This is a genomic window from Inquilinus ginsengisoli, from assembly GCF_031453975.1.
GTDB classification, from domain to species: domain Bacteria; phylum Pseudomonadota; class Alphaproteobacteria; order DSM-16000; family Inquilinaceae; genus Inquilinus; species Inquilinus ginsengisoli_A.
In genome coordinates, this window is sequence record NZ_JAVDPW010000003.1 from 205,244 (window position 1) to 228,313 (window position 23,070).

Here is a 23,070-nt window from a genome sequence, read left to right on the forward strand (position 1 = left end):
CTTTCAGGCGGGAAGCGAAGCGGCGGGAGGTTCGGCGGCGGGGCTCAGGGCGACGTCGCCGCCGACGCCGCCGGCCAGGAATCCCTGGATCTGGCGCACGACCTGGCCGGCATGGGCGCGGGCCAGGCTGTCGGCCCGTTCGGCGTCACGATCGATGATCGCCTGGATGATGGCCTCGTGCTCGGCGACGAACTCCGCCGGCAGATGGTCGTCGAAGGAGGCGTAGTAGATCCGGTTCAGCCGCCGCCCTTCGTCCAGCAGCCGGCCGAACAGCTCGGTGTAATAGGCGTTGCGGCCGGCGCGGGCGATGGCGAGATGGAAGTCGCGGTTGGTGTCGGACATGCCGATGGCGTCGGCCCCGGCCACCGTGCGGGCGAATTCGGCCTGGTGCGCCCGGATCTCCTCGAGATCCCGCGGCGTCCGGCGCAGCGCCGCCAGCCGCGTCGTCACCCGGTGCATCAGGGTCAGCGCGTCGAAATGGGCGGGCAGGGCGGAAAAGTCGATCGGCGCGACGATGGTGTTGCGGTTCGGCAGGGTGGTGACCAGCCCTTCGCCGGCCAGCCGCACCAGCGCCTCGCGGATCGGCGTGCGCGACAGGCCGAAGCGCTCGGCGATGCGGGTCTCGTCCAGGGCCGAGCCGGGCGCGACGACCAGGTCGAGGATGTCGTGCTTCAGCGCCTCATAGACCGTGGCGACGCCCTTGCCGCGCGTGCGCGGCTCGGCGGGTTCGGCCGTGCCGTGATCGCCCCGTGTCTTCGACGTCCGTGCCAAGGGCGTATCCTTCCCGCAACCTGCTTTGCGGAATGATAGGCTCGGAGAATGCAGTTTGTCGACAAGCCTCCGCAGGATATGGGTGTGGGGCGATCAGCCCGTTTTGTCCGCCGCGCCGCCCGCCCGCCGCAGCTCGCCGGGGCGGATGCCGTAGCGGCGGTGCATGGCGCGGCTCAGCGCGCCTTCCGACTGGTAGCCGACCTCGGCCGCGACCTGCGCCACCGAGGCCTTGCCGCGCAGCAATTGCTGGCGAGCGAGCCCCAGCCGCAGGTCGGTGAGGAAGGCCAGCGGCGGGGTTCCCGCCGCGGTGCGGAACGCCCGCACCAGCGTCGCGCGGGATGCGGCGGCCTGGGCGGCCAAATCGTCCAGCGTCCAGTCCCGCGCCGGCTCGCGTAGCATGGCCAGCACGGCACGCGCGGCGGCGCGGTGGCCGAGCAGCCGCAGCAGGCCGTCGGACGTGCCGCTCGTCGCCAGATGGGCGCGCAGCATCATCACGAACAAGGCGCTGGCGAGGTTGATGGCGATCGCCGCCGCCCCGGCGCGATCGGTGTCGAGCTCGTCGCGGACGCTCTCCAGCAGGATGCGGCTGCGCTCCGTATCCGGCCAGTCCGCCGCGCGCAGCACGATCACGTCGGGCAGGGTCGCGACCAGCAGGCTCTCGGACGCCGCCTCGAACTGCAGCCGGCCGCAGACCAGCTCGGTGTCGGGCTCGACGCCCAGGCTGGTCTTGTGGCGGATGGCGTTGCGGTATTCCCGGGCCATGCCGGGGGCGCCGCCGGCCGAATCCGGGCGGGCCCGGACGATGTGCGGGTCGCCATGCGGCAGCAGCAGCACGTCGCCGGCCCGCAACTGCAGCGGGCCGTGTCCGACGCGGTCGAGCAGGCATTCGCCGCGGGTGACGATGTGGAAATAGGCCCAGCCCGGGCCCTCCGCGTCATGCGGCGCGGCCCAGGTGCCGCCGAACCGGCAGAGATCGTCGAGCACCGGCCGCACCCGCAGCAGCGGGGCCAGGCCGCTCAGGGGATCGTCGGCATCGTCGGCGGCCATGGTCTGAAAATCCGTGATTGATCCGGTCGGCCATGCAGTTGCGCCTCGCGGGCATCCTCAAGGCGCAGGCCAGGGCTCATCTTTGCATCACCAACCAACGGAGACCATCATGCACATGCTCGATTGGAACACCTACCGGCAGCAGCTCATCGCCGGTGTCGGCGACCTCGGCAAGCTCAGCCCGGACACGGTCCGCGGCTATGCGGCACTCGGCGGCGCCGGGGCCAAGACCAATCATCTCGACGCCAAGACCCGCGAACTGATCGCGGTCGCCGTCGCCATCTCGCTGCGCTGCGACGGCTGTATCACCGTCCACACCGAGGCCGCGCGCAAGCTCGGCGCCACCCGCGAGGAGATCGCCGAGGCCCTCGGCGTCGCCATCAGCGTCAACGCCGGTGCCGCGCTGGTCTATTCCACCCGCACGCTGGACGCCTTTGCCGCAGCCCAGGAAGGCTGAAACGGGCGTCCTGGGAGAACCATAATGATCACCCTGATCCGCCAGGGGCTCGGCCTGATCGCCGGGCCCCGGTCCGACCGCATCGGCATCGACGCCATGCGCATCGCCATCGCCATCGTCTTCCTCTGGATCGGCGCCCTGAAATTCGCGCCCTACGAGGCCGACAGCATCACCCCGTTCGTCGCCAACAGCCCGGTGATGTCGTTCTTCTACGAGCACCCCGAGGACTACAAGGCGCACCTCACCCATGAGGGCGAGCTCAAGCCCGACGACCGCGCCTGGCAGACGGCCAACAACACCTACGGCTTCTCGCGGGGCCTCGGCTCGGTCGAGATCCTGATCGGCCTCCTGACGCTGGCCGGCCTCGTCTCCGCCCGGATCGGGTTCGTCGGCGCCGGGCTCGCCTTCCTCACCCCCTTCGTGACCCTGTCCTTCCTGGTCACGACGCCGGAGGCCTGGGTGGCGGCGCTGGGCGATGCGCAGCACGGCTTTCCATACCTGTCGGGCGGCGGTCGGCTGGTGATCAAGGACGTCACGATCCTGGCCGGTGGCTGGCTGGTGCTGGCGGACAGCGCCCGGGCCATCCTCCGGCAGCGTCCCGGCCGCGCCGTCGAGATGCGCCAGGCCTCCTGATCCTTCTGGTCGACAAAGCGCGGGATCCCATCCGGGGTCCCGCGATTTGCGACGTCACCGCCGCCGGCGCCATGCGAACCGTGCCGCGGGATCTCGGAGATCTAGATCTGGCCGATCCCTATCAAGCCGATCAGGGCGCCGGCGGCCAGCACGGCCAGCGGATGGATCCGTGTTGTCAGGGTCACCACGGCGCCGCCGGTGACGATCGCCGCCAGGATCGTGTCCTGCGCCGACGCCTCGGTGATGACGGAAGCGCTGGCCGCGACCAGCCCGACCGTCACCGGCACCAGCCCGGCCTGGACGATCTGCCGCCACGGCCGGTCGCGGAACCGCTCCCACAGCCGCAGGGCGATGCCGGTGAGGATGGAGGAGGGGCCGAACTTCGCCAGCGAGGTGACCAGCACGCCCGGCCAGCCCGCGACGTGCCAGCCGACCAGCGTCACCACCATCAGGTTGGGGCCGGGGGCGGCCTGGGCCAGGGCGAACATCGCCCAGAACTGGGGTGCCGTCATCCAGTGGTGCACCTCCACCACCTGGCGCTGCATCTCCGGCAGCACGGTGTTGCCGCCGCCGAAGGCCAGCAGCGAGAGCTGGGAGAAGATGGCGGCGAGGGCGGCCAGGTCCGGCGTCATGGCCTTATCCTCCAGGTGGCGAAGACGCTGAGCGGCGCCAGCACCAGCATGGTCGGCACCAGCGGCAGCCGAAGGATCGCCACGGCCAGGAAGCACAGCACCGCGATGGCCATGCCGACCGGCCGGCCGCGCAGCAGCAGCGCGGTCCTGACCGCCATGGCGACCATCAGCCCGGCGGCGGCCGCCGCCAGACCGGCGAACAGGTGATGGATCTGCGGGTCGTCCTGCAGCCGGTCATAGACCACGCCCAGCGCGATCACGATCGCCGACGGCGCCGCGATCAGCCCCAGGATCGCGGCGAAGGCCCCGGCCACGCCGCGGAACTTCAGGCCGATCGCCACCGACATGTTGATGATGTTGCCGCCCGGCAGGAACTGGCACAGGCCCAGCAGGTCGGTGAACTCCGCCGCGTTCAGCCAGCGCCGCTGCTCCACCACCATGCGCCGGGCCAGCGGCAGCACCCCGCCGAAGCCGATCAGCCCGAGGGCAAGGAAGGCGGTGAAGAGCTCCGCCACGGTGGGGGCCGTGCGCGTCTCGACCGGGGATGCGAGGCTGATCTGCGTGCTCATGGTTCGATCCAGGAACCGGCCGGGTTGGACCGGGTGGGACAGCGAGTAAGAGCATCCATACGCCGTCGCTGATCGAGGGTAAAATATATTGATTGTTCTATATACATACTTGGTAAGTATGGTTAAGGGCGGCGATTCCAGCGGCGTGGCTCGTCAGCCGTCCTGCAGATCGGCGTCGGCGCCGTTGGGGCCGCGCAGCGCGGCGCCGATGGTGTGGCGGTCGAAGGCGACGCTCTTGATCACGGCATGCACCGGCCGGCCGGGCGCGAGGCCGAGCGTCTCGATCGAGCGCCGGGTCAGCCGCGCCAGCAGGTCCTCGCCGGCGCAGTCCAGCCGGATGTCGGCGGTCGGGCCGTCGCCCGCCGCGATCTCCACCACCGTCGCCGGCAGCACGTTCAGCGCGCTGAGATGGTCGGGCGGCTGCGTCGCCAGCATCACGTCGCGGGCCCGGATCCGGACGCGAAGGAGCGTGCCGGGCGCCAGTTCGATCCGCGGCACGGTCAGGATGCCGGCGGCGACGCGCAGCCGGGTCAGCTGGAAGCGGTCGTCATGATCCTTGACCGCGGCCTCCAGCACGGCCCCGGCCTCGGCCCGGGGGAACAGGTCGATCCGGCCCATCACCTCGGCCACCGGGCCCGACGCGGCGACGCGGCCATCGGCCAGCACCACCAGGGTGGTCGCCAGCCGGGCGACCTCGCCCAGGGCGTGGCTGACATAGACGATCGGGATCCGGGTCTCGTCGCGCAGTCGCTCGACATAGGGCAGGATCTCGGTCTTGCGCTCCTCGTCCAGCGCCGCCAGCGGCTCGTCCATCAGCAGCAGGCGAGGGCTGGCCAGCAGCGCCCGGCCGATCGCCACCCGCTGCTTCTCGCCGCCCGACAGCAGTGCCGGGGGGCGGTCGAGCAGGGCGCCGATGCCGAGCATCTCGACGACCTGGCCGAAGCTGGCGTAGCGCTCCGGCTTCGGGGTGAACCAGCGGCCATACAGCAGGTTCTGCCGCACCGACAGATGCGGGAACAGGCGGCCCTCCTGGAAGACGTAGCCGACGCGGCGGCGATGCTTCGGCAGGAACACGCCGCGCTCGGTGTCGACCAGGGTCCGGCCCTCGACCACCACCCGCCCGTGCTGCGGCCGCACCAGCCCGCCGATGATGTTGACGACGGAGGTCTTGCCGGCGCCGGAGCGGCCGAACAGGGCGGTCAGCCGGCCCTCGCTGCGGAAGCTTACGTCCAGGGCGAAGGCGCCCTGTCGGTGCTGGATCTCGATCTCGAGACTCATGCCGGCTGCACCCGCACGCCGGCGCGGCGGGCCATCAGTTCGGAGGCTAGCAGGGCGGCCATCGAGATCGCCACCGAGACCAGGGTCAGACGCAGCGCCCCGACATCGCCGCCCGGCACCTGGGTGAAGGTGTAGATCGCCGAGGGCAGGGTCTGGGTCTGGCCGGGGATGTTGGAGACGAAGGTGATGGTGGCGCCGAATTCGCCCATCGCCTTGGCGAAGGCCAGGATGGCGCCGGCGATCACCCCGGGCAGGATCAGCGGCAGGGTGACGGTCAGGAACACCCAGGCCGGGTTGGCGCCCAGCGTGCCGGCCGCGTCCTCCAGCTTGCGGTCCACCGCCTCGATCGACAGGCGGATGGCGCGCACCATCAGCGGGAAGCCCATCACCGCCGCGGCCAGGGCGGCGCCGGTCCAGCGGAAGGAGAAGACGATACCGATCTCGGCCAGCACCGACCCGATCGGCCCGCGGCGCCCGAACAGCAGCAGCAGGATGTAGCCGGTGACCACCGGCGGCAGCACCAGCGGCATGTGGACCACGCCGTTCAGCAGCGCCTTGCCCCAGAACCGCCCGCGCGCCAGCGCCAGCGCCACCAGGATGCCGGGCGGCAGGCTGGCGACCATGGCCCATACCGAGACCTTGAGGCTCAGCAGGATCGCGGTGAGTTCGTCGGGGGTGAAGTCGAACACGGGGGGCGCGGCTCTGTATCCATATCTCCCCCTCCCCTTGCGGGAGGGGGTAGGGGGAGGGGGGAGGGGGCTGTCGATCGAAGGAATCCGGTGACGACGACTATAGAGGAAGGAACCCGGCTCCGATGCAACGGCCGGTTCGTGCTGCCGGAACCCCTCCCCCTACCCCCTCCCGCAAGGGAAGGGGGAGTGAAAATGGAGCGCCCGGCCGTCGTCTGTCCTTACTGCGTCACCACGGTGAAGCCCTGCTTCTCGAATAGCGGCTTGGCGGCGGCCGACTTCAGGTAGTCGACGAAGGCTTGCGCCTGCGGGTTGCTGCTGCTCGCGACCACGGCGATCGGGTACAGGATCGGCGGGTGGCTGTCGGCCGGGAAGGTGCCGACGATCTTGACCCCGGTGTCGGCCGCGGCGTCGGTCTGGTAGACGATGCCCAGCGGGGCCTCGCCGCGCGACACCAGCGCCAGCGTGGCGCGGACATTCTCGGCCTGCGCCACCTTGCCCTCGACCGAGGCCCACACGCCCAGCTTCTGCAGCGCCGCCTGGCCGTATTTGCCGGCCGGCACCGCCTTGATGTCGGCCATGGCCAGGTGGCCGTCGCCCAGCGCCTTGGCCAGCTCGAAATTCGGCGCGATGGTCAGCTGCACCGTCGAATCCTTCGGCGCCACCAGGACGATGCGGTTGCCCAGCAGGGTCGACCGCGTCTCCGGCTCGATCAGCTTGCGCTCGGCCAGATAGTCCATCCAGTCGAGATCGGCGGAGATGAAGACGTCGGCCGGCGCGCCGCCCTCGATCTGCTTCGCCAGGGCCGAGCTGGCGGCGTAGGAGATGGTGGCCTTGTGCTTGGCGTCGGCCTGCCACTGGGCGTTGATGTCGTCCAGCGCATTCTTCAGGCTGGCGGCGGCGAAGACCGTGATGTCCTGGGCCTGCGCCCGGGCCGGCGCGCCGAAGCCGGCGGCTGCTCCCAGCGCCCCGGCCAGCAGGATGCCGAGCCAGCCGCGTCGTGTGATCCGCATCATCCTGTTTCCCCGTTCCCGGTTGTCGGCCGGCGGCCGGTCCGGCGCGATCTTACAGCGCCGCTATATCCGGGCAAACATTTCGCTAGGATGAACGGGCCTAACACCGATCCTCTCAATTTGTCATGCCACGGCTTGACAGGAAGAAGGGGGCGGCCCGTCACGACCGGTGGTTCAGGCCTTGGGTCGCCAGCACCGACCAGATGTCCTCGGCGGTGTCGGCGAAGTGGAACAGCTCGACATCCCGGGCCCCGATCATGCCGTGCTCGACCAGCGCATCGAAGCCGATCACGGCGCGCCAATAGGCTTGGTCGACCAGCACGATCGGCAGCGCCGTCGACTTGCCGGTCTGGCGCAGGGTCAGCAGCTCGAATAGCTCGTCGAAGGTGCCGAAGCCGCCGGGGAACACCACCAGCGCGTTGGCGCGCATCGCCAGATGCATCTTGCGCATCGCGAAATAGTGGAACCGGAAGGTCAGCGCCGGGGTAGAATAGGCGTTGGGCTCCTGTTCATGCGGCAGGGTGATGTTGAAGCCGATCGACGGCGCCCCGGCCTCGGCGGCGCCGCGGTTGGCCGCCTCCATGATGCCCGGGCCGCCGCCGGTGGCGATGACGTTGTCGCGCAGCCCGCCATGTTCGGTCAGGGCGCCGCCGCGCTGCGACGCGATGCGGCCGAACTCCCGGGCCTGGGCGTACCAGCCGGCGTGGCGGCCGGGGCCGTCCTCGGTGGCGCGGGCGCTGCCGAAGACGACGAGGGTGGAGCGCACGCCCCAGGCGCGCAGCGCCTCCTCGGCCTTGGCGTATTCCAGCATCAGCCGCACGCCGCGCGTCGAATCGCCGAGCAGGAAGTCCTGGTCGAGCTCCGGCAGGCGGAAGGAGGGCGACGCCATCTGCGCCGCGTTCGACGCCGGCGTGGGGCGATCGGGATCGGAAGGTCGCTTGCTCATCCCGATTGTTAAGCAGATCGGGGCGAAACGGGGAAGGGGGCGTGCCGCCGCATTCGGCGCGAACCCGGCTGCGGTCAGGCCCGCAGCGGCGGAAACAGGAGGATCCTCGCAGCGATCCTCGGCTCTTGGGGATCGACAGTTCGGGGTCGGAACGATAGGGTGTCGCGCTTTTCGGAAGCCCGTGATGAGGACCATGAATTGGTTGAGCTGTCGTCAACCGAAATACCGGATGTGAAGCTCGTCCGCCTGCGCAAGTTTCAGGACGACCGCGGCTATTTCTTCGAGACTTGGAGCGCGGACAGGTTCCGCGAGGCCGGGCTGCCGTTCGACTTCGTCCAGGACAATCAGGCGGGCAGCGCGTCGGCCGGCACCATGCGCGGCCTGCACTACCAGACCGCGCCGAACGCCCAGGGCAAGCTGATCGGCGTGATCCGCGGCAGCATCTTCGACGTCGCGGTCGACATCCGCCACGGCTCGCCGACCTTCGGCCGATCGATCGGGGTGACGCTGACCGCCGCCGATCCGGCCCGGCTGTGGGTGCCGCCCGGCTTCGCCCATGGCTACGTCACGCTCGAGCCCGACACCGAGGTCGTCTACAAGGTGACCAGCGGCTACGCCCCGAAGGCCGAGGGCGGCATCCGCTGGGATGACCCGGCGCTCGGCATCGACTGGCCGATCGCGCCGGGGGAGATGGTCGTGAACGACCGCGACCGGTCCTGGCCGCGCCTCGCCGACGCCCCCGTCCACTTCCGCCACGGTGCGATATGACCATTTTCGTGACCGGCGGCGCCGGCTTCATCGGCTCGGCCCTCGTGCGTCAGCTCGTCGCCGCGGGCGACAGCGTCGTCACCATCGACAAGCTGACCTATGCCGGCAATCTGGAGAACCTCTCCGGGCTCGACGCCACGGGCAGGCACCGCTTCGTCCAGGCCGACATCTGCGATGTCGACGCCATGCGCGGCCTGTTCGCCGAGCACCGCCCCGACATCGTCTACCACCTCGCGGCCGAGAGCCATGTCGACCGTTCGATCGACGACCCTCTGGCCTTCGTCCGCACCAATGTGCTGGGCACCGCGGCACTGCTGACCGCGGCGCTGGACCATTGGCGCGGCCTGCCGAAGGGCAACGGCTTCCGCTTCCTGCATGTCTCGACCGACGAGGTCTATGGCGAACTCGACGCCACCGGCCTGTTCTCCGAGGCCAGCCCGTACCAGCCGAACTCGCCCTATTCCTCCAGCAAGGCGTCGTCCGACCACCTGGCCCGGGCCTGGCATCGGACCTATGGTCTGCCGGTGATGGTCTCGAACTGCTCGAACAACTACGGGCCCTACCAGTATCCGGAGAAGCTGATCCCGGTCGTCGCCCTCAACGCGCTCGAGGGCAAGGCGCTGCCGATCTACGGCAAGGGCGAGAACGTCCGCGACTGGATCCATGTCGACGACCATGCGGCGGGGCTGCGGGCGATCATGGCCAGGGGCCGTCTCGGCGAGACCTATCTCGTCGGCAGCCGGTCGGAGCGGACCAACATCGACCTGGTGCGGCAGATCTGCCGGATCCTCGACGAGCTGCAGCCGGCGGCGCAGCCCTATGAGAGCCTGATCACCCATGTCACCGACCGGCCGGGCCATGATGCGCGCTATGCGATCGACCCGACCAAGGCGGAGACCGAGCTGGGCTGGCGGCCGCGCCACAGCCTGGAGGACGGGCTGAGGGAGACCATCGCCTGGTACATCGCCAACCGCGACTGGTGCGCGCGGGCGGGTGAGCGCAGCCGCATCGGCCTCGGGCACGCGGCATGACGCTGGTCGTGTTCGGGGCGGGCGGTCAGGTCGGGCGCGAGTTGGCGGAGCTGGCGCAGGCGCAGGGCCTCGCTGTGCGGGTGCTGGCGCGGTCGGAGGTCGACATCACCGACGCCGCCGCGGTGGCCGAGACGGTGCGCGGCGCCGACTTCGTGGTGAACTGCGCCGCCTATACCGCGGTCGACAAGGCCGAGGCCGAGCGCGACCAGGCCTTCGCCGTCAATGCCACGGCGCCCGGCGTGATCGCCCAGGCCTGCGCGGAGGCCGGCGCGGCGCTGGTGCACATCTCGACCGACTATGTTTTCCCAGGCGACGGCGATCGGCCGTGGCGCGAGGACGACCCGATCGCGCCTCTGTCGGTCTACGGCGAGAGCAAGGCGGCGGGGGAGGCGGCGGTGCGGTCGGCATTGCCGCGCCACATCATCCTGCGCACCTCCTGGGTCTTCGCGGCGCATGGCAGCAACTTCGTGCGCACCATGCTGCGGCTCGGCGCCGAGCGGCCGGAGCTGCGGATCGTCGCCGACCAGCGCGGGGGCCCGACCGCGGCGGCCGACATCGCCGCCGCGATCCTGGCGGTTCGGGACCGCGCTTTGGCGCCCGGCTTCTCCGATTGGGGGACTTTCCATTTCTCCGGCGCCCCGGCCACCACCTGGTATGAATTCGCCGCGGCGATCTTCGCGGCCCGGGGCGGGAGCGGGCCGAAGCTGCATCCGATCGCGACCTCGGACTATCCGACCCCGGCGCGGCGGCCGGCGAATTCGGTGATGGATTGCGGCAGGATCGCCCGGGTCTTCGGGGTGGCCCAGCCGGACTGGCGGCAGTCGCTTGCTGCCATGCTGCGGACGCAATAACGCGACAGAAGGGGGGATGCCGGCCCATGATCGTATCCGATCTGGGGGCCGCATCTGATTTTGGGGGTGGACGGCGTGGCTGACGTGCTGGTGATCGGGCGATCGAGCTTTCTCGCCCGCAGCTTCATCGACACCTATGGCGCCGATGGCGTCCGCCATGTCGCCTGGGCGGATGTGGCGCGGCCGGAGACCTTCGACGGCATCGGCTGCGTGGTCAATTTCGCGATCGACCCGCGCTACATGCGCGAGGCCTACGATCCCGCGCTGGACTGCGACCGCCGGCTGGCGGAGGCGATCGGCCAGGCGCAGCGCGAAGGCCGGATGCCGGCGAACGCCCATGTCGTCATGCTCAGCACCCGCAAGGTCTACGGCCCCGCCGACGGCGCGGCGCTGGACGAGGCGCGGGTGCCTGCGCCGCAGGACGCCTATGGCCGCAACAAGCTGGAGACCGAGGGGCTGCTGCGGGACCGCTTCGGCCCGCACCTCACCATCCTGCGGCTCTCCAACATCTTCGGATACGAGGACCTGCCCGGCCGCCGCACCTTCCTCGGCCTGCTGCTGCGGTCGCTGCGCGAGGAGGGGGTGATCCGCTATGACGTCAGCCCCTTCACCGAGAAGGACTTCCTGCCGGTCGAGCAGTTCGCCGCCGCGCTGGCCAAGGTGGTGCGGGCCCGCCCCGGCGGCCTGCTCAACCTCGGCTCCGGCGTCGCGCTCGAGGTCGGGTGGCTGGCGATGTGGATCATCGAGGGCTATGGTCGCGGCAGTCTCAGCATCAGCAGCCCCGACATTCGCGATGCTTTCACGATGACTGTGGATGATTTCGTCACGCGGTTCGGCCCGATCGCCAGCCGCGAAGATATTCGTGCGGCCTGTCTGGCCATTGGGAGGAGATTGCGGGTTGAATAAAATCGTCATCACCGGGGCTGCCGGATTTCTCGGCTCGCACCTCGCCGACCTTTTCGTCGCGCGATACCCGGAGGCACGGTTCGTCTTTTTCGACAAGATGACCTATTCGGCCGACATCGAGAACGTCGTGCACCATCTGCATGACCGGCGGCGCCAGCTGCTGGTCGGCGACATCTGCGATCCCGAATTCTGCCGCCAGGCGACGGCCGGGGCCGACCTGGTGATCCATGCCGCGGCCGAAAGTCATGTCGACCGGTCGTTCATGAACGCGACCCGCTTCGTCCACACCAACGTGTTCGGCACCCACACGCTGCTCGAGGCGTGCCGGATCAACCAGGTGCCGCGGATCATCCATGTCTCGACCGACGAGGTCTATGGCGAGGTGCTGGAGGGCGAGGTCGACGAGGACACCATCCTCAACCCGACCAACCCCTATTCGGCCTCGAAGGCGGCGGCGGAGATGATGGTCCGCAGCCTGATCCATTGCTACAAGATGCCGATCCTGATGATCCGCGGGAACAACATCTTCGGCACCCGCCAGTATCCGGAAAAGATCATCGCCCGCTTCTGCCTGCGCCTGATCCGCGGCGAGAAGCTGCCGATCCACGGCAATGGCGGCAATGTCCGCCACTACCTCGCGGCGCCCGACATGGCCGAGGCCATCGCCATGGTCAATGAGGTTGGCGAGATCGGTCAGGTCTACAACATCGGCTCCGACGAGGAGTACACCAACCTCGAGGTCACCCGGCTGATCTGCAACGCCTTCGGCGTCGAGATGCAGGAGGTGGTGGAATTCGTGCAGGACCGGCCGTTCAACGACCGGCGCTACTCGATCTCCTCGAGCAAGCTGCGCGGGTTGGGCTGGGCGCCGAAGCGCCGCCTGGTCGACGAGATCCCGGCCATCGCCCAATGGTACCGCGACAACGCCGCGCGCTACGAGTGGGACGAGGTCTGACCGGCTGATGCGGACGGCCCCGGCGCGGCTCAGCCGCGCCGGGGCTGGTTCCGATCAGGGATCGACCCAGAAGGTGTCGGGGCGGTAGACGCCGAAATGCGCCCCCGGATCCCAGGAGAAAATCCCCTTCTCCGGCACGTTGTGCAGCCGGGCCTTGACCACGATCGGCTGCAGCACGCCCTGCACCGTGCCGATCGAGGTGACCTGGTCGGTCTGGATCTTGATCAGCTCGCGGGTGATGGCATCGCGGCGGGCCGCATCGGCGGTCCCATGCCATTCCTGGTACAGCGACATCAGCTTTTCGCCGAACTCGACGTCCGGCTTCTCGCCGGCGCCGCCGGCGGTCTGCACATACTGGCCCCATTTCGGGTATTGCAGCCAGTTCTGGTCGACCGGCGCCAGCTCCGTCGGCACGATCGACGGCGTCACCAGCGCGTTGTCGAGCCCCATCCACACCGACATCACCGCGTCGCCGGCGAAGATCCGCTGCAGGAAGACGTCGCGCTGCGACTGGGTGGTGTGCAAGGCGATACCGAGCTTGGCCCAGCTCTCCTTGATCAGCTGCAGGATGTCGGCCTCGATGCTGCGTTCGCCGGCGCTCTCGATCACGATCTCCAGCCGCCGGCCGTCGGCCATCAGCCGGGTGCCGTCGCCGTCCCGCTTGGTCAGCCCGATCTCGTCGAGCAGGGCGTTGGCCTTGGCGAGATCGAACTGGGTCCAGGACGTGGCCTGGGCCGCGTCGTAATAGGGCGATTCCGGCAGCACCGTGTTCTGGCTCGGCCGCGCCTGGCCGAAGAACACGGTCTGGTTGATCTCGTCGCGGTCGATGCCGAGCGACAGGGCGCGGCGGAACCGCACGTCGCGGTTCAGCGCCCGCCAGCCGGCATCGTTGGCGTTGAGGTTCGGATACAGCGCGACCTCCGACCCCAGCGCGGTCGGCCACAGCAGCACCTTGTAGTTGCCGGCCTGCTCGCCGGCCTTGAGGAAGCTGATGTTGTCGAAGCGCAGGCCGCGGGCCTGCAGGTCGGCCTCGCCGGTGCCGGCCTTGGCCGGGATCAGCGACCCCTCGGCGACGTTGACGATCACGCGGTCGATATAGGGCAGTTGCCGGCCCTGACTGTCGACCCGGTGGTAGTAGGGGTTGCGCACGAAGGTGAAGCGCTCCGCCGGGGCCTTGGTGGAGTTGACCCAGGGCTCCAGCTCCGGCAGGTCCGGATTGGACGATTCGATCAGCTTGCTGCGCTGGGTGTACAGCGCCACCCAGTTGCGGGCGCCGGCCGCCTTGACCATGGCGTCCAGCGCCGCGGCGTCGGCATATTTCTTGTGGAACTGCTTCAGGTAGTGCGCCGGCGCGAAGATGTAGAGCGGCGTGGCGCTGGCGATCGCCGGCAGGAATTCCGGGTTCGGCTTGGACCAGGAGTAGCGCACCGTCGTCGCGTCGGGGAATTCGACCTTCGGCTGTTCGCCGTCGACCAGCAGCCGCGCGTCGGGGCCGTAGGGCATCAGCTCCTTGTCCAGCGCCACGTCTTCCCAGAAATAGCGGAAGTCGTCGCTGGTGAAGGGCTGGCCGTCCGACCATTTGTGGCCGGGCCGCAGATGCAGGGTGAAGACCTTCTCGCCCTCGACGTCGATCGCCTGCAACAGGTCCGGATGCAGCTGGAAGTCGGTGCCGTAGCCGACCAGCCGGGCATAGCTGTAGGTGTTCATGATCCGGATGTCCCGGGCGCGCCCGACCAGCCAGTTGATCTCGCCGCCCGATCGTCCGGGCTGCTTCTTCTCGGCGGCCAGGTCGACCACCGACGGGGTCTGCGGCACCCGCTCCGCCACCGGCGGCAGCTTGCCCGCGGCCACGTCCTGTTCGTACATCGGCGTCTCGACCAGCGCGGCGGCCTGGGCGGCACCGGCCATGCCGATGCAGACCGCGACGGCCGCGGCGAGACGGGGAATCCAGTTCATCGTGCCCACCCTGTTTTCTGGGGTTTTGATCTTGCCCTCGAAGCGGGCAGTATCGGTCGCCCGGGGTCGGATTGTGAAGCCGAACAATTGGGGGCCTCCGGTGGCGATCCAGACGAGGCCTCATCGTGGTTTCGCCTGGACGCGGGAACCGCTGCTGCGCAGCTCCTGTTTGGCAGGACAGGTGGTGATCGCCGCGGAGAAGCCGATGTCCTCGAATCCGCACGACCCCAAGCAGGAGGCAACGTCAGCCCTGCCAGGGCCCCTTATCGACACGGCCCAAGCCGATGCCAGTCCGCGATGGCTGTTGCCGGCGGTGATCGCCCTGATGTTTCTGACGGGCGCGCTCGTCTCCGTCGCGATCGCAGCGGTCTGATCGCGATCGTCGCAAGGGCGCGATCAATCGGCGAGAAAGGCCAACAGCTCCTGTGCCAGCGCCTCGGGCGCCTCTTCGGCCATATGGTGCCCGCAATCGATCCCCCGGCCGCGGATGTCCGGGGCCCAGGGGCGCCAGATGCCGATGATGTCGCCGAACAGCTTCTCCAGATCGTCCTGCAGGGACCATAGGCAGAGAACGGGGCAGCCGACCTGCCGCCCCGCCTCGCGATCCTGGGCATCGTGGTCGCGGTCGATCCCAAGGCCGGCCCGGTAATCCTCCACCATGCCGTGGACCGTCGCCGGGTCGTGGATCGCCTCGAGAAAATCGGCATAGGCCTCCGGCCCCATCCGCTCCGGCGATGCCGTGTACCAGGCCTTGGGATCGGCCAGGATCGCCCGTTCCGGCTTCTCGGCCTGGCCGAAGAAGAACCAGTGCCACCAGGCCTGGGCGAAGCGGGCGTCGCATCGCTCCAGCGCCTCGATGATCGGGATCGCATCCAGGACCGCCAGCCGGCCGATCCGGTCCGGATGGTCCATGGCGGTCCGGAACGCCGTGTAGCAGCCGCGGTCATGGCCGGCGAGGGCGAAGGTCGGGAAGCCGAGATGGTCCATCAGGGCCACGCAATCGCGGGCCTTGGCCCGCTTCGACGATCCCGAGTGATCGGGCGTGTCCGCCGGCTTCGACGACCGGCCGAACCCGCGCAGGTCGGGGCAGATCACGGTGTGCGAGGCGGCCAGGAGAGGTGCGACGCGGTGCCAGGTGGCGTGGGTCCGGGGATGGCCGTGCAGCAACAGGATCGGCGGTCCTTTGCCGCCGTGGCGGACCCGAAGCGTCGCCTCCGGCAGCTCGATCGTCTCCAGCGTGAAGCCCTCGAACATCCCGATCTCCTGTCGGCCGGTCCGGTTCCGTCGCCCTCGGCATCTCGCCGTGGACGACGTGCGCGGCCCGGCCGAGGGGCTTAGGTCAGGCCGCCTTCTGGTTCAGGCTGCTGACCGCGAGCTTCGAGAGCAGCAGGTCGGTCTTCTTCTCCTCCTGGAGCGTCTGGTCGAGCAGCCGCGCCGCCTCGGGCATGCCGAGCTTGGTGGCCCACGCCTTCAGCGTGCCGTAGCGGGCGATCTCATAGTGCTCGACCGCCTGGGCCCCCGAGAGCAGGCCGGCGTCCAGGGCGGAGGCGCCCTTGAACTCCTCCATGATCTCCTTGCCCTCCTCGAGGATGCCGAGGATCGCCTCGCAGGCCTTGCCCTGGGCGCGCTTGCCGACCAGCTCGAACACCTTCTCCAGGCGCTCGACCTGGCCTTCGGTCTCCTCGCGATGGGTCTCGAACGCGGCCTTCAGCTCCGGCGCCTGGGCGGCCTTCGCCATCTTCGGCAGGGCCTTCAGGATCTGCTTCTCCGCGTAGTAGATGTCCTTCAGCGTATCGAGGAACAGGTCGTCGAGAGTCTTTTCGGTGGTTGCCATCGATGATCTCCGTTGGGCCCAAGTATGCGGGGGCGTGTCTGGCCGGATCCGTTCCCTGGGAACGGCCGGGTGATCAGTCAATGGGCGTCAATATTAAATCGTTCCGGATCATTATCATTTTAATCGAGATCTCATCATTTGCATCATTTGTTAAGCATAAATGTGTATTCGAAGGTGGTGAGAATTAAAAAACTCGGAATTCGGTGTCTGTTGGGGAACTTGGATCTGCCCTCATCCCGTTATCCTGGCAACCACATGCGCAGGAGAGACCGATGGACCACCAGGACGAGACCGTCACCCTGATTTCGAGCGAGAAGGTCGCCGGCACCAATGTCTACAACGCCGCGGGCGAAAGCCTGGGTGAAGTCGACGACGTCATGATCGACAAGGAATCGGGCCGGGTCGCCTATGCCGTCATGGCATTCGGCGGCTTCCTCGGCATCGGGGAGAAGTATCATCCGCTGCCCTGGTCCTCACTGACCTACGACACCGACCGCGGCGGCTATGTCGTCAACGTGTCCCGCGAACAACTCGAAGGCGCCCCGGCCTTCGCCGACAACGCCGAGCCGCAATGGAACCGCGAATACGAGCAGCGGATCCATGACCACTACGGCGTCACACCCTATTGGGGCGGCGGCGTCCTGCCGCCCTCAGGCCTCATCAGGTAGCACGACCCTGTGAAGAAAACCCCGGCTTCGGCCGGGGTTTTCCATTTCGGGTCGGCTCCCGCGCCGGTTTCGGTCCTCGGGAACCGCTCGGCGCCGCGTCCGGTTCTTACGGATATCTGTCCTGATCGCGACCGCGCTTGCAAGGCGACGTCGTGCGTTTGCACCGACGGCGTCCCAGGGCGGCAACGACCACAACAAAGGAACGCCCCATGGCCAAGCCCAAGGGAACCGCCGCCGCCGCGTCGAAGGTCGCGCCCGGCCAGGGCGGTGAGCTGCACCAGACGGAATCGGATCCGCGGAAGCGCCTGACCACCAATCACGGCGTCCCGGTCAGCGACGACCAGAATTCGCTCAAGGGCGGACGCCGCGGCCCGACCCTGCTGGAAGACTTCGTGCTGCGCGAGAAGATCCAGCATTTCGACCATGAGCGCATTCCGGAGCGGATCGTCCATGCCCGCGGCTCGGCCGCGCATGGCTATTTCGAACTGACGGAATCGCTCGCCCGCTACACCCGCGCCAAGGTGCTGACCGAAGTCGGGGTGAAGACCGAGGTGTTCACGCGCTTCTCGACCGTCGCCGGCGGCGCCGGGTCGGTCGACACCCCGCGCGACGTGCGCGGCTTCGCGGTCAAGCTCTACACCAAGGAGGGCAACTGGGATCTGGTCGGCAACAACATCCCGGTCTTCTTCATCCAGGATGCGATCAAATTCCCCGACCTGATCCATGCCGTGAAGATGGAGGCCGATCGCGGCTTCCCCCAGGCGGCCAGCGCCCATGACACCTTCTGGGATTTCGTCGGCCTGATGCCGGAGTCGACCCACATGATCATGTGGGCGATGTCCGACCGCGCGATCCCACGGTCCCTGCGCATGATCGAAGGCTTCGGCGTCAACACCTTCCGGCTGCTGAACGACAAGGACGAGGCGACCTTCGTCAAGTTCCACTGGCGGCCGAAGCTCGGCCTGCAATCCACCCTGTGGGACGAGGCGGTCAAGATCGCCGGGGCCGACCCCGACTTCCACCGCCGCGACCTGCACGACGCCATCGCCGCCGGCGACTTCCCGGAATGGGAGTTCGGCGTCCAGCTGCTGAGCCAGGCCGAGGCCGACGCGCTGCCCTTCGACATCCTGGACGCCACCAAGGTGATCCCGGAGGAGATGGTGCCGATCCGCATCGTCGGCCGGATGGTGCTGGACCGGAACCCGGACAATTTCTTCGCCGAGACCGAGCAGTCGGCCTTCCTGCCGACCAACATCCCGCCCGGCATCGACGTGTCGGAGGATCCGCTGCTGCAGGGGCGGCTGTTCTCGTACCAGGACACCCAGCTGTCGCGCCTGGGCAGCGTCAACTTCCACCAGCTGCCGATCAACCAGGCCAAGGGCTGCCCGTTCCAGAACCTGCAGCGCGACGGCCACATGCAGACCCAGGTGTTTGCCGGCCGCGCCAATTACGAGCCCAACAGCCTGGCCGAGGCCGGCGAGGAGGGCGGCCCGCGCGAGGACCCGAAGGGCGGTTTCCGCAGCTTCGCCCAGCCGCTGGGCGAGACCAAGGTCCGGCTGCGCTCCGAGACCTTCGCCGACCATTACAGCCACGCCCGGCTGTTCTACCGGTCGCAGAGCCCGATCGAACAGGCGCATCTGGCCAGCGCCATCGTCTTCGAGCTGTCGAAGGTGTCGCTGGAACACGTGCGGATCCGGGTGCTGGCCAATCTGCGGAACGTCGACGAGGGGTTGGCGAAGCGCGTCGCCGCCGGCCTCGCCATGGACCTGCCGGCCAAGTCGGCTCCTGCGGTCGAACCCGAGGACATGAAGCTGTCCCCGGCCCTGCGCATCATCGGGAAATATCCGCCCACCCTGAAGGGCCGCGCGGTCGGCGTGCTGGTGACCGACGGTGCCGACGGCAAGGTCGTGGATGCGGTCCGCAAGCTGGCGGAAGCCGACGGCGCCATGGTGAAGATCGTCGCGCCCAAGGTCGGCGGCGTGACCTTGAAGGACGGCACGCTCCTGAAGGCCGACGGGCAGCTGGCCGGCATGCCGTCGATGATCTTCGACGCGGTGGCGCTGGTGCTGTCCAAGGAGGGCTGCGCCCAGCTGCTGAAGGACAGCGCCGCCATCGACTTCGCGATGAACGCCTTCGTCCATCTCAAGGCCATCGGCTTCACCGCCGAGGCCAGGCCGTTGCTGGCCAAGGCGGGGGTCGAGGATGACGCCGGCGTGGTCGACATCGGCGGCGGCGCCAAGGGCTTCCTGGAGCCGGCGCGCACCCGGCAATGGGAGCGCGAGCCGAAGGTCCGCATGCTGGCCTGACGGCACGGCGAAGACAAAGGCGCCCGGTCTTCGGATCGGGCGCCTTTTTATTGGCCGCAGGTCCGTTGATGGCCCCTTCGCCTCGGGCGGGCGAGAGCGCAACGGCCCTGTTCACGTCTCCAGCTTGAGAGAGCACTCCACGAGGTCAGACGGAATTTCGACGCAGCGGTAGCGTTCCGTATTGGGTGGCGGCGGTGGATCGACGGCGCATCCCGCCAAGCACGCGATCGCAGTCGCCCGGAGCAGACTCCGCCTCAGATGCACGCGCGCCTCCTGTTCCCTCATCCGACGATGATTGGTGCAGGAGGGTGGTCGCTTGCAATCGTTATGCAGCGGTGCTGATCAGCTGTGGCTGCCCGAGCAGGCTCGAGGCTGCCGGTTCGCTAGGCCGATGCCTACGCGGCGGCGACCTTCGCCGGGATGGGTCGTGGCCGGAGTTCACGCCATTCGACCTCGGCGATCAGGGCGGCAACGTCGGCTGTCAGATCGGCCCTTGCCCGCAGCATGTCGATCAGCTGGCGCATCCGCCGGACGTCGCGCCGCCAACCCGCGGTCTTGAGCGCGGCGTCGAAGATCTGGGCCAGCTCTGCCGTCTTCATGCCCGATAGGGCGGTCTTTTCCTGCCAGCTCAACGGCATCTTCGTCTCCTGTCGCTCCGCGAACGGGGCAGGCGGCGCGGTACTGCTCAAGTTCACGCCTGCCTGCCATCAGGTGAACAGAGACGTCAGGGGTGACGTTCCCGCCTTTGGGTGCCATAGCGAGACGAAGCGCGAATTCAGTGGAGGGAAATCCTGGAAAAGCGAAACGAAGCGAGTATAGGCTCTGTTGTGGCAAAGGATCGTCGGGATGGATTTTGGCGGGAGATTGTGCAGGTGCGGAGATTCTCGCTGCATTTTGGGATCCCATCCTGGAACTCACTGGCTGGGTCTTCTATTGCTCAGATATCACAACCAAGGGAGCGACCCCATGGGTTCGACCGCGCAGATCAAAGACCATATGGAAGTCCTCGGCTCCGACGGCCAGCACGTCGGCACGGTGGATCATATGGAAGGCCAGGACCGCATCAAGCTGACGCGCAGCGATCCGTCGGCCCAGTCGAAGCACCATTACATCCCGGCCGACTGGGTCGATCATGTGGACGAGCATGTCCATCTGAACAAATCCGCCAGCGAGGCGACGCGGCAGTGGCAGCAGGGCGCCTGACGCCCTGACGCGCCAGAGGCTTCGAGGACAGGACGCGGCGGAAACGCCGCGTCCTTTGCCTTGTGTCAGGTCAGCGCCAGGATCAGCAGGATCGCGACCACGGCCAGCAGGCCGACCAGGATCGGCAGCGTCCAGCGCCGGCCCCCTTCCTGTTCCGGGCCGCGGGCCAGGCTGGTGTCGAGCGCACGCTCGATCACCCGTTGACCCTCGGGGTCGGTCTCGGTGCCATCGGCCGTCCGCAGCGTCTCGCGGTCCGGCAAGTTCCGCTCCGAAGCCATGTCCTGCCTCCCTGAAAAGCGGCGATCGAGCACGGTGCTCCGTCCCTCGGCAATGCCGAGTCGTGGGGGATGGTTCCCCGGGCGCCCGTCGGGGTCGGCGCAATGGCACGCGGCGCGGCCGGCGATAGGCCGGCCCAGCGTCAGCGGGACGCAGCGCTCGCGGCCGCCCCGCTCACAAAGCTTCATCGAAATGCCGTCCGCATCGGCTATGGTCGCCGCCATGTCACCGATCATCTCCGTCTCGAACCTCTCCAAGACCTACGCCTCCGGCTTCCAGGCCCTGAAGGGCATCAACCTGGACATCCGGCGCGGCGAGATCTTTGCTCTGCTGGGCCCCAACGGCGCCGGCAAGACGACGCTGATCAGCATCATCTGCGGCATCGTCAACCCCAGCGGCGGAACCGTCACGGCCGACGGCCACGACATCGTGACCGACTATCGCGCGGCCCGGTCGAAGATCGGGCTGGTGCCGCAGGAGCTGACGGCGGACGGCTTCGCCACCGTGTGGGCGACCGTCAGCTTCAGCCGCGGGCTGTTCGGCAAGCCCGCCAACCCGGCCCATATCGAAAAGGTGCTGAAGGACCTGTCCCTGTGGGACAAGAAGGACAGCAAGGTGATGACCCTGTCCGGCGGCATGAAGCGCCGGGTGCTGATCGCCAAGGCGCTGTCGCACGAGCCCGAGATCCTGTTCCTCGACGAGCCGACGGCGGGCGTCGATGTCGAGCTGCGCCGGGACATGTGGCTGCTGGTGCGCGCGCTGCGGGCGACCGGGGTGACCGTCATCCTGACCACCCACTACATCGACGAGGCCGAGGAGATGGCCGACCGGGTCGGGGTGATCAGCAACGGCGAGATCATCCTGGTGGAGGAGAAGGCCGAGCTGATGCGCAAGCTGGGCAAGAAGCAGCTGACGCTGCAGCTGCAGAACCCGCTGACCGCCATTCCCGCCCCGCTGGCCGCGCATCGCCTGGAGCTGTCGGCCGATGGCGGCGAGCTGGTCTACACCTACGACACCCAGGGCGAGCGGACCGGCATCACCGCCCTGCTGCAGGACCTCAGCGACGCCGGGATCCGGTTCAGGGACCTCCGCACGAGCCAGAGCTCGCTGGAGGACATCTTTGTCAAGCTGGTGAGCGAGCGGCCATGAACCTCCACGCGATCCGCGCCATCTACGTCTCCGAGATGGCGCGAACCGGACGCACGCTGATGCAGAGCATCCTGTCCCCGGTGATCTCGACCTCGCTGTACTTCGTGGTGTTCGGCGCGGCGCTGGGCTCGCGCATCCAGGAGATCGACGGGGTCAGCTACGGCGCCTTCATCGTGCCCGGGCTGATCATGCTGTCGCTGTTGACGCAGAGCATCTCCAACGCCTCCTTCGGCATCTACTTCCCGAAATTCGTCGGCTCGATCTACGAGCTGCTGTCGGCGCCCGTCTCCTATCTCGAGATCGTGGTCAGCTATGTCGGGGCGGCGGCGAGCAAGTCGATCATCCTCGGCCTGATCATCCTGGCGACATCGGCCCTGTTCGTGCCGCTGCAGATCGCCCATCCCCTGGTGATGCTGCTGTTCCTGGTGCTGACGGCGGTGACCTTCAGCCTGTTCGGCTTCATCATCGGCATCTGGGCCGACGGCTTCGAGAAGCTGCAGCTGGTGCCGCTGCTGATCATCACCCCGCTGACCTTCCTCGGCGGCAGCTTCTATTCCATCGACATGCTGCCGCCGTTGTGGCGGACGGTCGCGCTGTTCAATCCCGTGGTCTATCTCATCAGCGGCTTCCGCTGGAGCTTCTTCGGCACCGCCGAGCTGGGCGTCGGCATCAGCCTGGCCATGACGCTGGCCTTCCTCGCGGTCTGCCTCGCGACAGTGGCGTGGATGTTCCGGACCGGCTACCGGCTCAAGACCTGACAGAACGTCTGTAAACGCGCCGGCGCAGCCACCTGATGGCGGTTCCTGCGCTTCCGGTGCTCGACGAGACCAAACGTCCGCTGCGCGCCGGTTCTCTCGCAACCACCACCAGTCGACTCACGCCGACACGTTTCCAGACGGTCTCTGAGGCCGACTCCTACCGCAGCCTGCGGCCGGCTTGCCGAATTCGCCGATACCAAATGCGGAAGACCCGGACATGTCCGGGTCGCTTCGCAAGCGGCTATTTAGCAGGGGGGAAAATGGTGCCGAAGCGGGGATTTGAACCCCGGACCTACTGATTACGAATCAGTTGCTCTACCCCTGAGCTACTTCGGCGCCGCAGGGCGCGCACCCTATACAAGGCGCGCGCCGCA

At 68.2% G+C, this 23,070-nt stretch carries 26 protein-coding genes and 1 tRNA gene; 13 read left to right on the plus strand and 14 right to left on the minus strand.

The genetic code is table 11. From position 1 onward, the window contains the following. Positions 1-3: 3 nt before the first annotated feature. The gene (locus tag E9232_RS08655) at positions 4-771 is read right to left on the minus strand and encodes a GntR family transcriptional regulator (RefSeq protein ID WP_309793432.1); all 768 of its coding nucleotides are present in this window, start codon (positions 769-771) and stop codon (positions 4-6) included. Between the two features lie 93 nt (positions 772-864). Continuing rightward, positions 865-1,818, minus strand: coding sequence for an AraC family transcriptional regulator (locus E9232_RS08660; RefSeq protein ID WP_309793433.1), 954 nt, complete (start codon positions 1,816-1,818; stop codon positions 865-867). A 109-nt stretch (positions 1,819-1,927) separates the two neighbouring features. Here E9232_RS08660 and E9232_RS08665 point away from each other — a divergent pair, with 109 nt between their 5' ends. After that, positions 1,928-2,275, plus strand: a complete 348-nt coding sequence (locus tag E9232_RS08665; RefSeq protein WP_441722031.1) for a carboxymuconolactone decarboxylase family protein — start codon at positions 1,928-1,930, stop codon at positions 2,273-2,275. A gap of 24 nt (positions 2,276-2,299) precedes the next feature. Next, on the plus strand, positions 2,300-2,908 hold the full coding sequence (gene rclC, locus E9232_RS08670) for a reactive chlorine resistance membrane protein RclC (RefSeq protein ID WP_309793436.1): 609 nt from the start codon (positions 2,300-2,302) through the stop codon (positions 2,906-2,908). A 101-nt stretch (positions 2,909-3,009) separates the two neighbouring features. Here the strand turns inward: rclC and E9232_RS08675 are convergent, their stop codons facing one another. The 6 genes from E9232_RS08675 to E9232_RS08700 form a co-directional block, all read right to left on the minus strand. After that, a complete protein-coding gene (locus E9232_RS08675) occupies positions 3,010-3,540 on the minus strand; it encodes a chromate transporter (RefSeq protein WP_309793437.1) in 531 nt (176 codons plus the stop codon). Beyond that, entirely contained in the window at positions 3,537-4,109 is a 573-nt protein-coding gene (locus E9232_RS08680) for a chromate transporter (protein WP_309793438.1), read from the minus strand. The genes E9232_RS08675 and E9232_RS08680 overlap by 4 nt, the downstream gene beginning before the upstream one ends. A 153-nt stretch (positions 4,110-4,262) precedes the next feature. Further along, entirely contained in the window at positions 4,263-5,387 is a 1,125-nt protein-coding gene (gene modC, locus E9232_RS08685) for a molybdenum ABC transporter ATP-binding protein (protein WP_309793439.1), read from the minus strand. Continuing rightward, positions 5,384-6,076, minus strand: a complete 693-nt coding sequence (gene modB / locus E9232_RS08690) for a molybdate ABC transporter permease subunit (protein WP_309793440.1) — start codon at positions 6,074-6,076, stop codon at positions 5,384-5,386. The genes modC and modB overlap by 4 nt, the downstream gene beginning before the upstream one ends. A 221-nt stretch (positions 6,077-6,297) precedes the next feature. After that, a complete protein-coding gene (gene modA / locus E9232_RS08695; protein ID WP_309793441.1) occupies positions 6,298-7,089 on the minus strand; it encodes a molybdate ABC transporter substrate-binding protein in 792 nt (263 codons plus the stop codon). Positions 7,090-7,249: 160 nt separating this feature from the next. Continuing rightward, the gene (locus E9232_RS08700; protein ID WP_309793442.1) at positions 7,250-8,035 is read right to left on the minus strand and encodes an LOG family protein; all 786 of its coding nucleotides are present in this window, start codon (positions 8,033-8,035) and stop codon (positions 7,250-7,252) included. Between the two features lie 159 nt (positions 8,036-8,194). Between E9232_RS08700 and rfbC the strand changes: the two genes are divergently transcribed. The 5 genes from rfbC to E9232_RS08725 all read left to right on the plus strand — a co-directional run bounded on the left by rfbC (position 8,195) and on the right by E9232_RS08725 (position 12,546). Further along, positions 8,195-8,803, plus strand: a complete 609-nt coding sequence (gene rfbC / locus E9232_RS08705; protein WP_309793443.1) for a dTDP-4-dehydrorhamnose 3,5-epimerase — start codon at positions 8,195-8,197, stop codon at positions 8,801-8,803. Next, entirely contained in the window at positions 8,800-9,834 is a 1,035-nt protein-coding gene (gene rfbB, locus E9232_RS08710) for a dTDP-glucose 4,6-dehydratase (RefSeq protein WP_309793444.1), read from the plus strand. The genes rfbC and rfbB overlap by 4 nt, the downstream gene beginning before the upstream one ends. Beyond that, positions 9,831-10,685 carry a dTDP-4-dehydrorhamnose reductase gene (gene rfbD / locus E9232_RS08715; protein ID WP_309793446.1) on the plus strand — a complete coding sequence of 285 codons (855 nt, stop codon included), beginning with the start codon at positions 9,831-9,833 and terminating at the stop codon, positions 10,683-10,685. The genes rfbB and rfbD overlap by 4 nt, the downstream gene beginning before the upstream one ends. Positions 10,686-10,760: 75 nt before the next feature. Then, on the plus strand, positions 10,761-11,591 hold the full coding sequence (locus tag E9232_RS08720) for an NAD-dependent epimerase/dehydratase family protein (protein WP_309793447.1): 831 nt from the start codon (positions 10,761-10,763) through the stop codon (positions 11,589-11,591). Further along, positions 11,584-12,546 (plus strand): GDP-mannose 4,6-dehydratase, encoded by a 963-nt coding sequence (locus E9232_RS08725; RefSeq protein ID WP_309793448.1) that lies wholly within the window; start codon positions 11,584-11,586, stop codon positions 12,544-12,546. The genes E9232_RS08720 and E9232_RS08725 overlap by 8 nt, the downstream gene beginning before the upstream one ends. Positions 12,547-12,600: 54 nt before the next feature. Here E9232_RS08725 and E9232_RS08730 read toward each other — a convergent pair whose 3' ends face one another. Further along, on the minus strand, positions 12,601-14,502 hold the full coding sequence (locus E9232_RS08730) for an ABC transporter substrate-binding protein (RefSeq protein ID WP_309793449.1): 1,902 nt from the start codon (positions 14,500-14,502) through the stop codon (positions 12,601-12,603). A gap of 100 nt (positions 14,503-14,602) precedes the next feature. Here E9232_RS08730 and E9232_RS08735 point away from each other — a divergent pair, with 100 nt between their 5' ends. Continuing rightward, entirely contained in the window at positions 14,603-14,875 is a 273-nt protein-coding gene (locus tag E9232_RS08735) for a hypothetical protein (protein WP_309793450.1), read from the plus strand. 23 nt (positions 14,876-14,898) lie between these two features. On the opposite strand, the gene E9232_RS08740 is transcribed toward E9232_RS08735, so the two are convergent. Both E9232_RS08740 and E9232_RS08745 read right to left on the minus strand, forming a co-directional pair. Next, the gene (locus E9232_RS08740) at positions 14,899-15,756 is read right to left on the minus strand and encodes an alpha/beta fold hydrolase (RefSeq protein WP_309793451.1); all 858 of its coding nucleotides are present in this window, start codon (positions 15,754-15,756) and stop codon (positions 14,899-14,901) included. Between the two features lie 85 nt (positions 15,757-15,841). Further along, positions 15,842-16,336 carry a YciE/YciF ferroxidase family protein gene (locus tag E9232_RS08745; protein WP_309793452.1) on the minus strand — a complete coding sequence of 165 codons (495 nt, stop codon included), beginning with the start codon at positions 16,334-16,336 and terminating at the stop codon, positions 15,842-15,844. Positions 16,337-16,608: 272 nt separating this feature from the next. Here E9232_RS08745 and E9232_RS08750 point away from each other — a divergent pair, with 272 nt between their 5' ends. Next, on the plus strand, positions 16,609-17,004 hold the full coding sequence (locus E9232_RS08750; protein WP_309793453.1) for a PRC-barrel domain-containing protein: 396 nt from the start codon (positions 16,609-16,611) through the stop codon (positions 17,002-17,004). A 209-nt stretch (positions 17,005-17,213) separates the two neighbouring features. Then, positions 17,214-19,310: a catalase gene (locus tag E9232_RS08755; RefSeq protein WP_309793454.1), complete on the plus strand. Its 2,097-nt coding sequence runs from the start codon at positions 17,214-17,216 to the stop codon at positions 19,308-19,310. A 395-nt stretch (positions 19,311-19,705) separates the two neighbouring features. On the opposite strand, the gene E9232_RS08760 is transcribed toward E9232_RS08755, so the two are convergent. Beyond that, positions 19,706-19,948 (minus strand): hypothetical protein, encoded by a 243-nt coding sequence (locus E9232_RS08760; RefSeq protein ID WP_309793455.1) that lies wholly within the window; start codon positions 19,946-19,948, stop codon positions 19,706-19,708. A gap of 328 nt (positions 19,949-20,276) precedes the next feature. Between E9232_RS08760 and E9232_RS08765 the strand changes: the two genes are divergently transcribed. Next, a complete protein-coding gene (locus tag E9232_RS08765; protein ID WP_309793457.1) occupies positions 20,277-20,513 on the plus strand; it encodes a DUF2171 domain-containing protein in 237 nt (78 codons plus the stop codon). Positions 20,514-20,578: 65 nt separating this feature from the next. Here E9232_RS08765 and E9232_RS08770 read toward each other — a convergent pair whose 3' ends face one another. Next, positions 20,579-21,025: a hypothetical protein gene (locus E9232_RS08770; protein WP_309793458.1), complete on the minus strand. Its 447-nt coding sequence runs from the start codon at positions 21,023-21,025 to the stop codon at positions 20,579-20,581. Between E9232_RS08770 and E9232_RS08775 the strand changes: the two genes are divergently transcribed. Both E9232_RS08775 and E9232_RS08780 read left to right on the plus strand, forming a co-directional pair. Further along, positions 21,012-21,938: an ABC transporter ATP-binding protein gene (locus tag E9232_RS08775; protein WP_309793459.1), complete on the plus strand. Its 927-nt coding sequence runs from the start codon at positions 21,012-21,014 to the stop codon at positions 21,936-21,938. The genes E9232_RS08770 and E9232_RS08775 overlap by 14 nt on opposite strands. Then, positions 21,935-22,696, plus strand: coding sequence for an ABC transporter permease (locus E9232_RS08780; RefSeq protein WP_309793460.1), 762 nt, complete (start codon positions 21,935-21,937; stop codon positions 22,694-22,696). The genes E9232_RS08775 and E9232_RS08780 overlap by 4 nt, the downstream gene beginning before the upstream one ends. Before the next feature lie 261 nt (positions 22,697-22,957). On the opposite strand, the gene E9232_RS08785 is transcribed toward E9232_RS08780, so the two are convergent. Then, positions 22,958-23,032: transfer RNA gene (locus E9232_RS08785), tRNA-Thr, on the minus strand. Positions 23,033-23,070 lie beyond the last annotated feature (38 nt).

Bases quoted from the DNA above. Each gene is read 5' to 3' on its own strand.
- rfbB (WP_309793444.1), top strand. From the start codon at position 8,800: ATGACCATTTTCGTGACCGGCGGCGCCGGCTTCATCGGCTCGGCCCTC.
- E9232_RS08755 (WP_309793454.1), top strand. From the start codon at position 17,214: ATGGCCAAGCCCAAGGGAACCGCCGCCGCCGCGTCGAAGGTCGCGCCC.
- E9232_RS08700 (WP_309793442.1), bottom strand. From the start codon at position 8,035: ATGAGCAAGCGACCTTCCGATCCCGATCGCCCCACGCCGGCGTCGAAC.
- E9232_RS08745 (WP_309793452.1), bottom strand. From the start codon at position 16,336: ATGGCAACCACCGAAAAGACTCTCGACGACCTGTTCCTCGATACGCTG.
- modC (WP_309793439.1), bottom strand. From the start codon at position 5,387: ATGAGTCTCGAGATCGAGATCCAGCACCGACAGGGCGCCTTCGCCCTG.
- E9232_RS08675 (WP_309793437.1), bottom strand. From the start codon at position 3,540: ATGACGCCGGACCTGGCCGCCCTCGCCGCCATCTTCTCCCAGCTCTCG.
- E9232_RS08665 (WP_441722031.1), top strand. From the start codon at position 1,928: ATGCACATGCTCGATTGGAACACCTACCGGCAGCAGCTCATCGCCGGT.
- E9232_RS08660 (WP_309793433.1), bottom strand. From the start codon at position 1,818: ATGGCCGCCGACGATGCCGACGATCCCCTGAGCGGCCTGGCCCCGCTG.
- E9232_RS08740 (WP_309793451.1), bottom strand. From the start codon at position 15,756: ATGTTCGAGGGCTTCACGCTGGAGACGATCGAGCTGCCGGAGGCGACG.
- E9232_RS08770 (WP_309793458.1), bottom strand. From the start codon at position 21,025: ATGATCGGTGACATGGCGGCGACCATAGCCGATGCGGACGGCATTTCG.
- E9232_RS08765 (WP_309793457.1), top strand. From the start codon at position 20,277: ATGGGTTCGACCGCGCAGATCAAAGACCATATGGAAGTCCTCGGCTCC.
- E9232_RS08680 (WP_309793438.1), bottom strand. From the start codon at position 4,109: ATGAGCACGCAGATCAGCCTCGCATCCCCGGTCGAGACGCGCACGGCC.
- E9232_RS08775 (WP_309793459.1), top strand. From the start codon at position 21,012: ATGTCACCGATCATCTCCGTCTCGAACCTCTCCAAGACCTACGCCTCC.
- E9232_RS08760 (WP_309793455.1), bottom strand. From the start codon at position 19,948: ATGCCGTTGAGCTGGCAGGAAAAGACCGCCCTATCGGGCATGAAGACG.
- E9232_RS08780 (WP_309793460.1), top strand. From the start codon at position 21,935: ATGAACCTCCACGCGATCCGCGCCATCTACGTCTCCGAGATGGCGCGA.
- rfbD (WP_309793446.1), top strand. From the start codon at position 9,831: ATGACGCTGGTCGTGTTCGGGGCGGGCGGTCAGGTCGGGCGCGAGTTG.
- E9232_RS08750 (WP_309793453.1), top strand. From the start codon at position 16,609: ATGGACCACCAGGACGAGACCGTCACCCTGATTTCGAGCGAGAAGGTC.
- E9232_RS08730 (WP_309793449.1), bottom strand. From the start codon at position 14,502: ATGAACTGGATTCCCCGTCTCGCCGCGGCCGTCGCGGTCTGCATCGGC.
- rclC (WP_309793436.1), top strand. From the start codon at position 2,300: ATGATCACCCTGATCCGCCAGGGGCTCGGCCTGATCGCCGGGCCCCGG.
- modA (WP_309793441.1), bottom strand. From the start codon at position 7,089: ATGCGGATCACACGACGCGGCTGGCTCGGCATCCTGCTGGCCGGGGCG.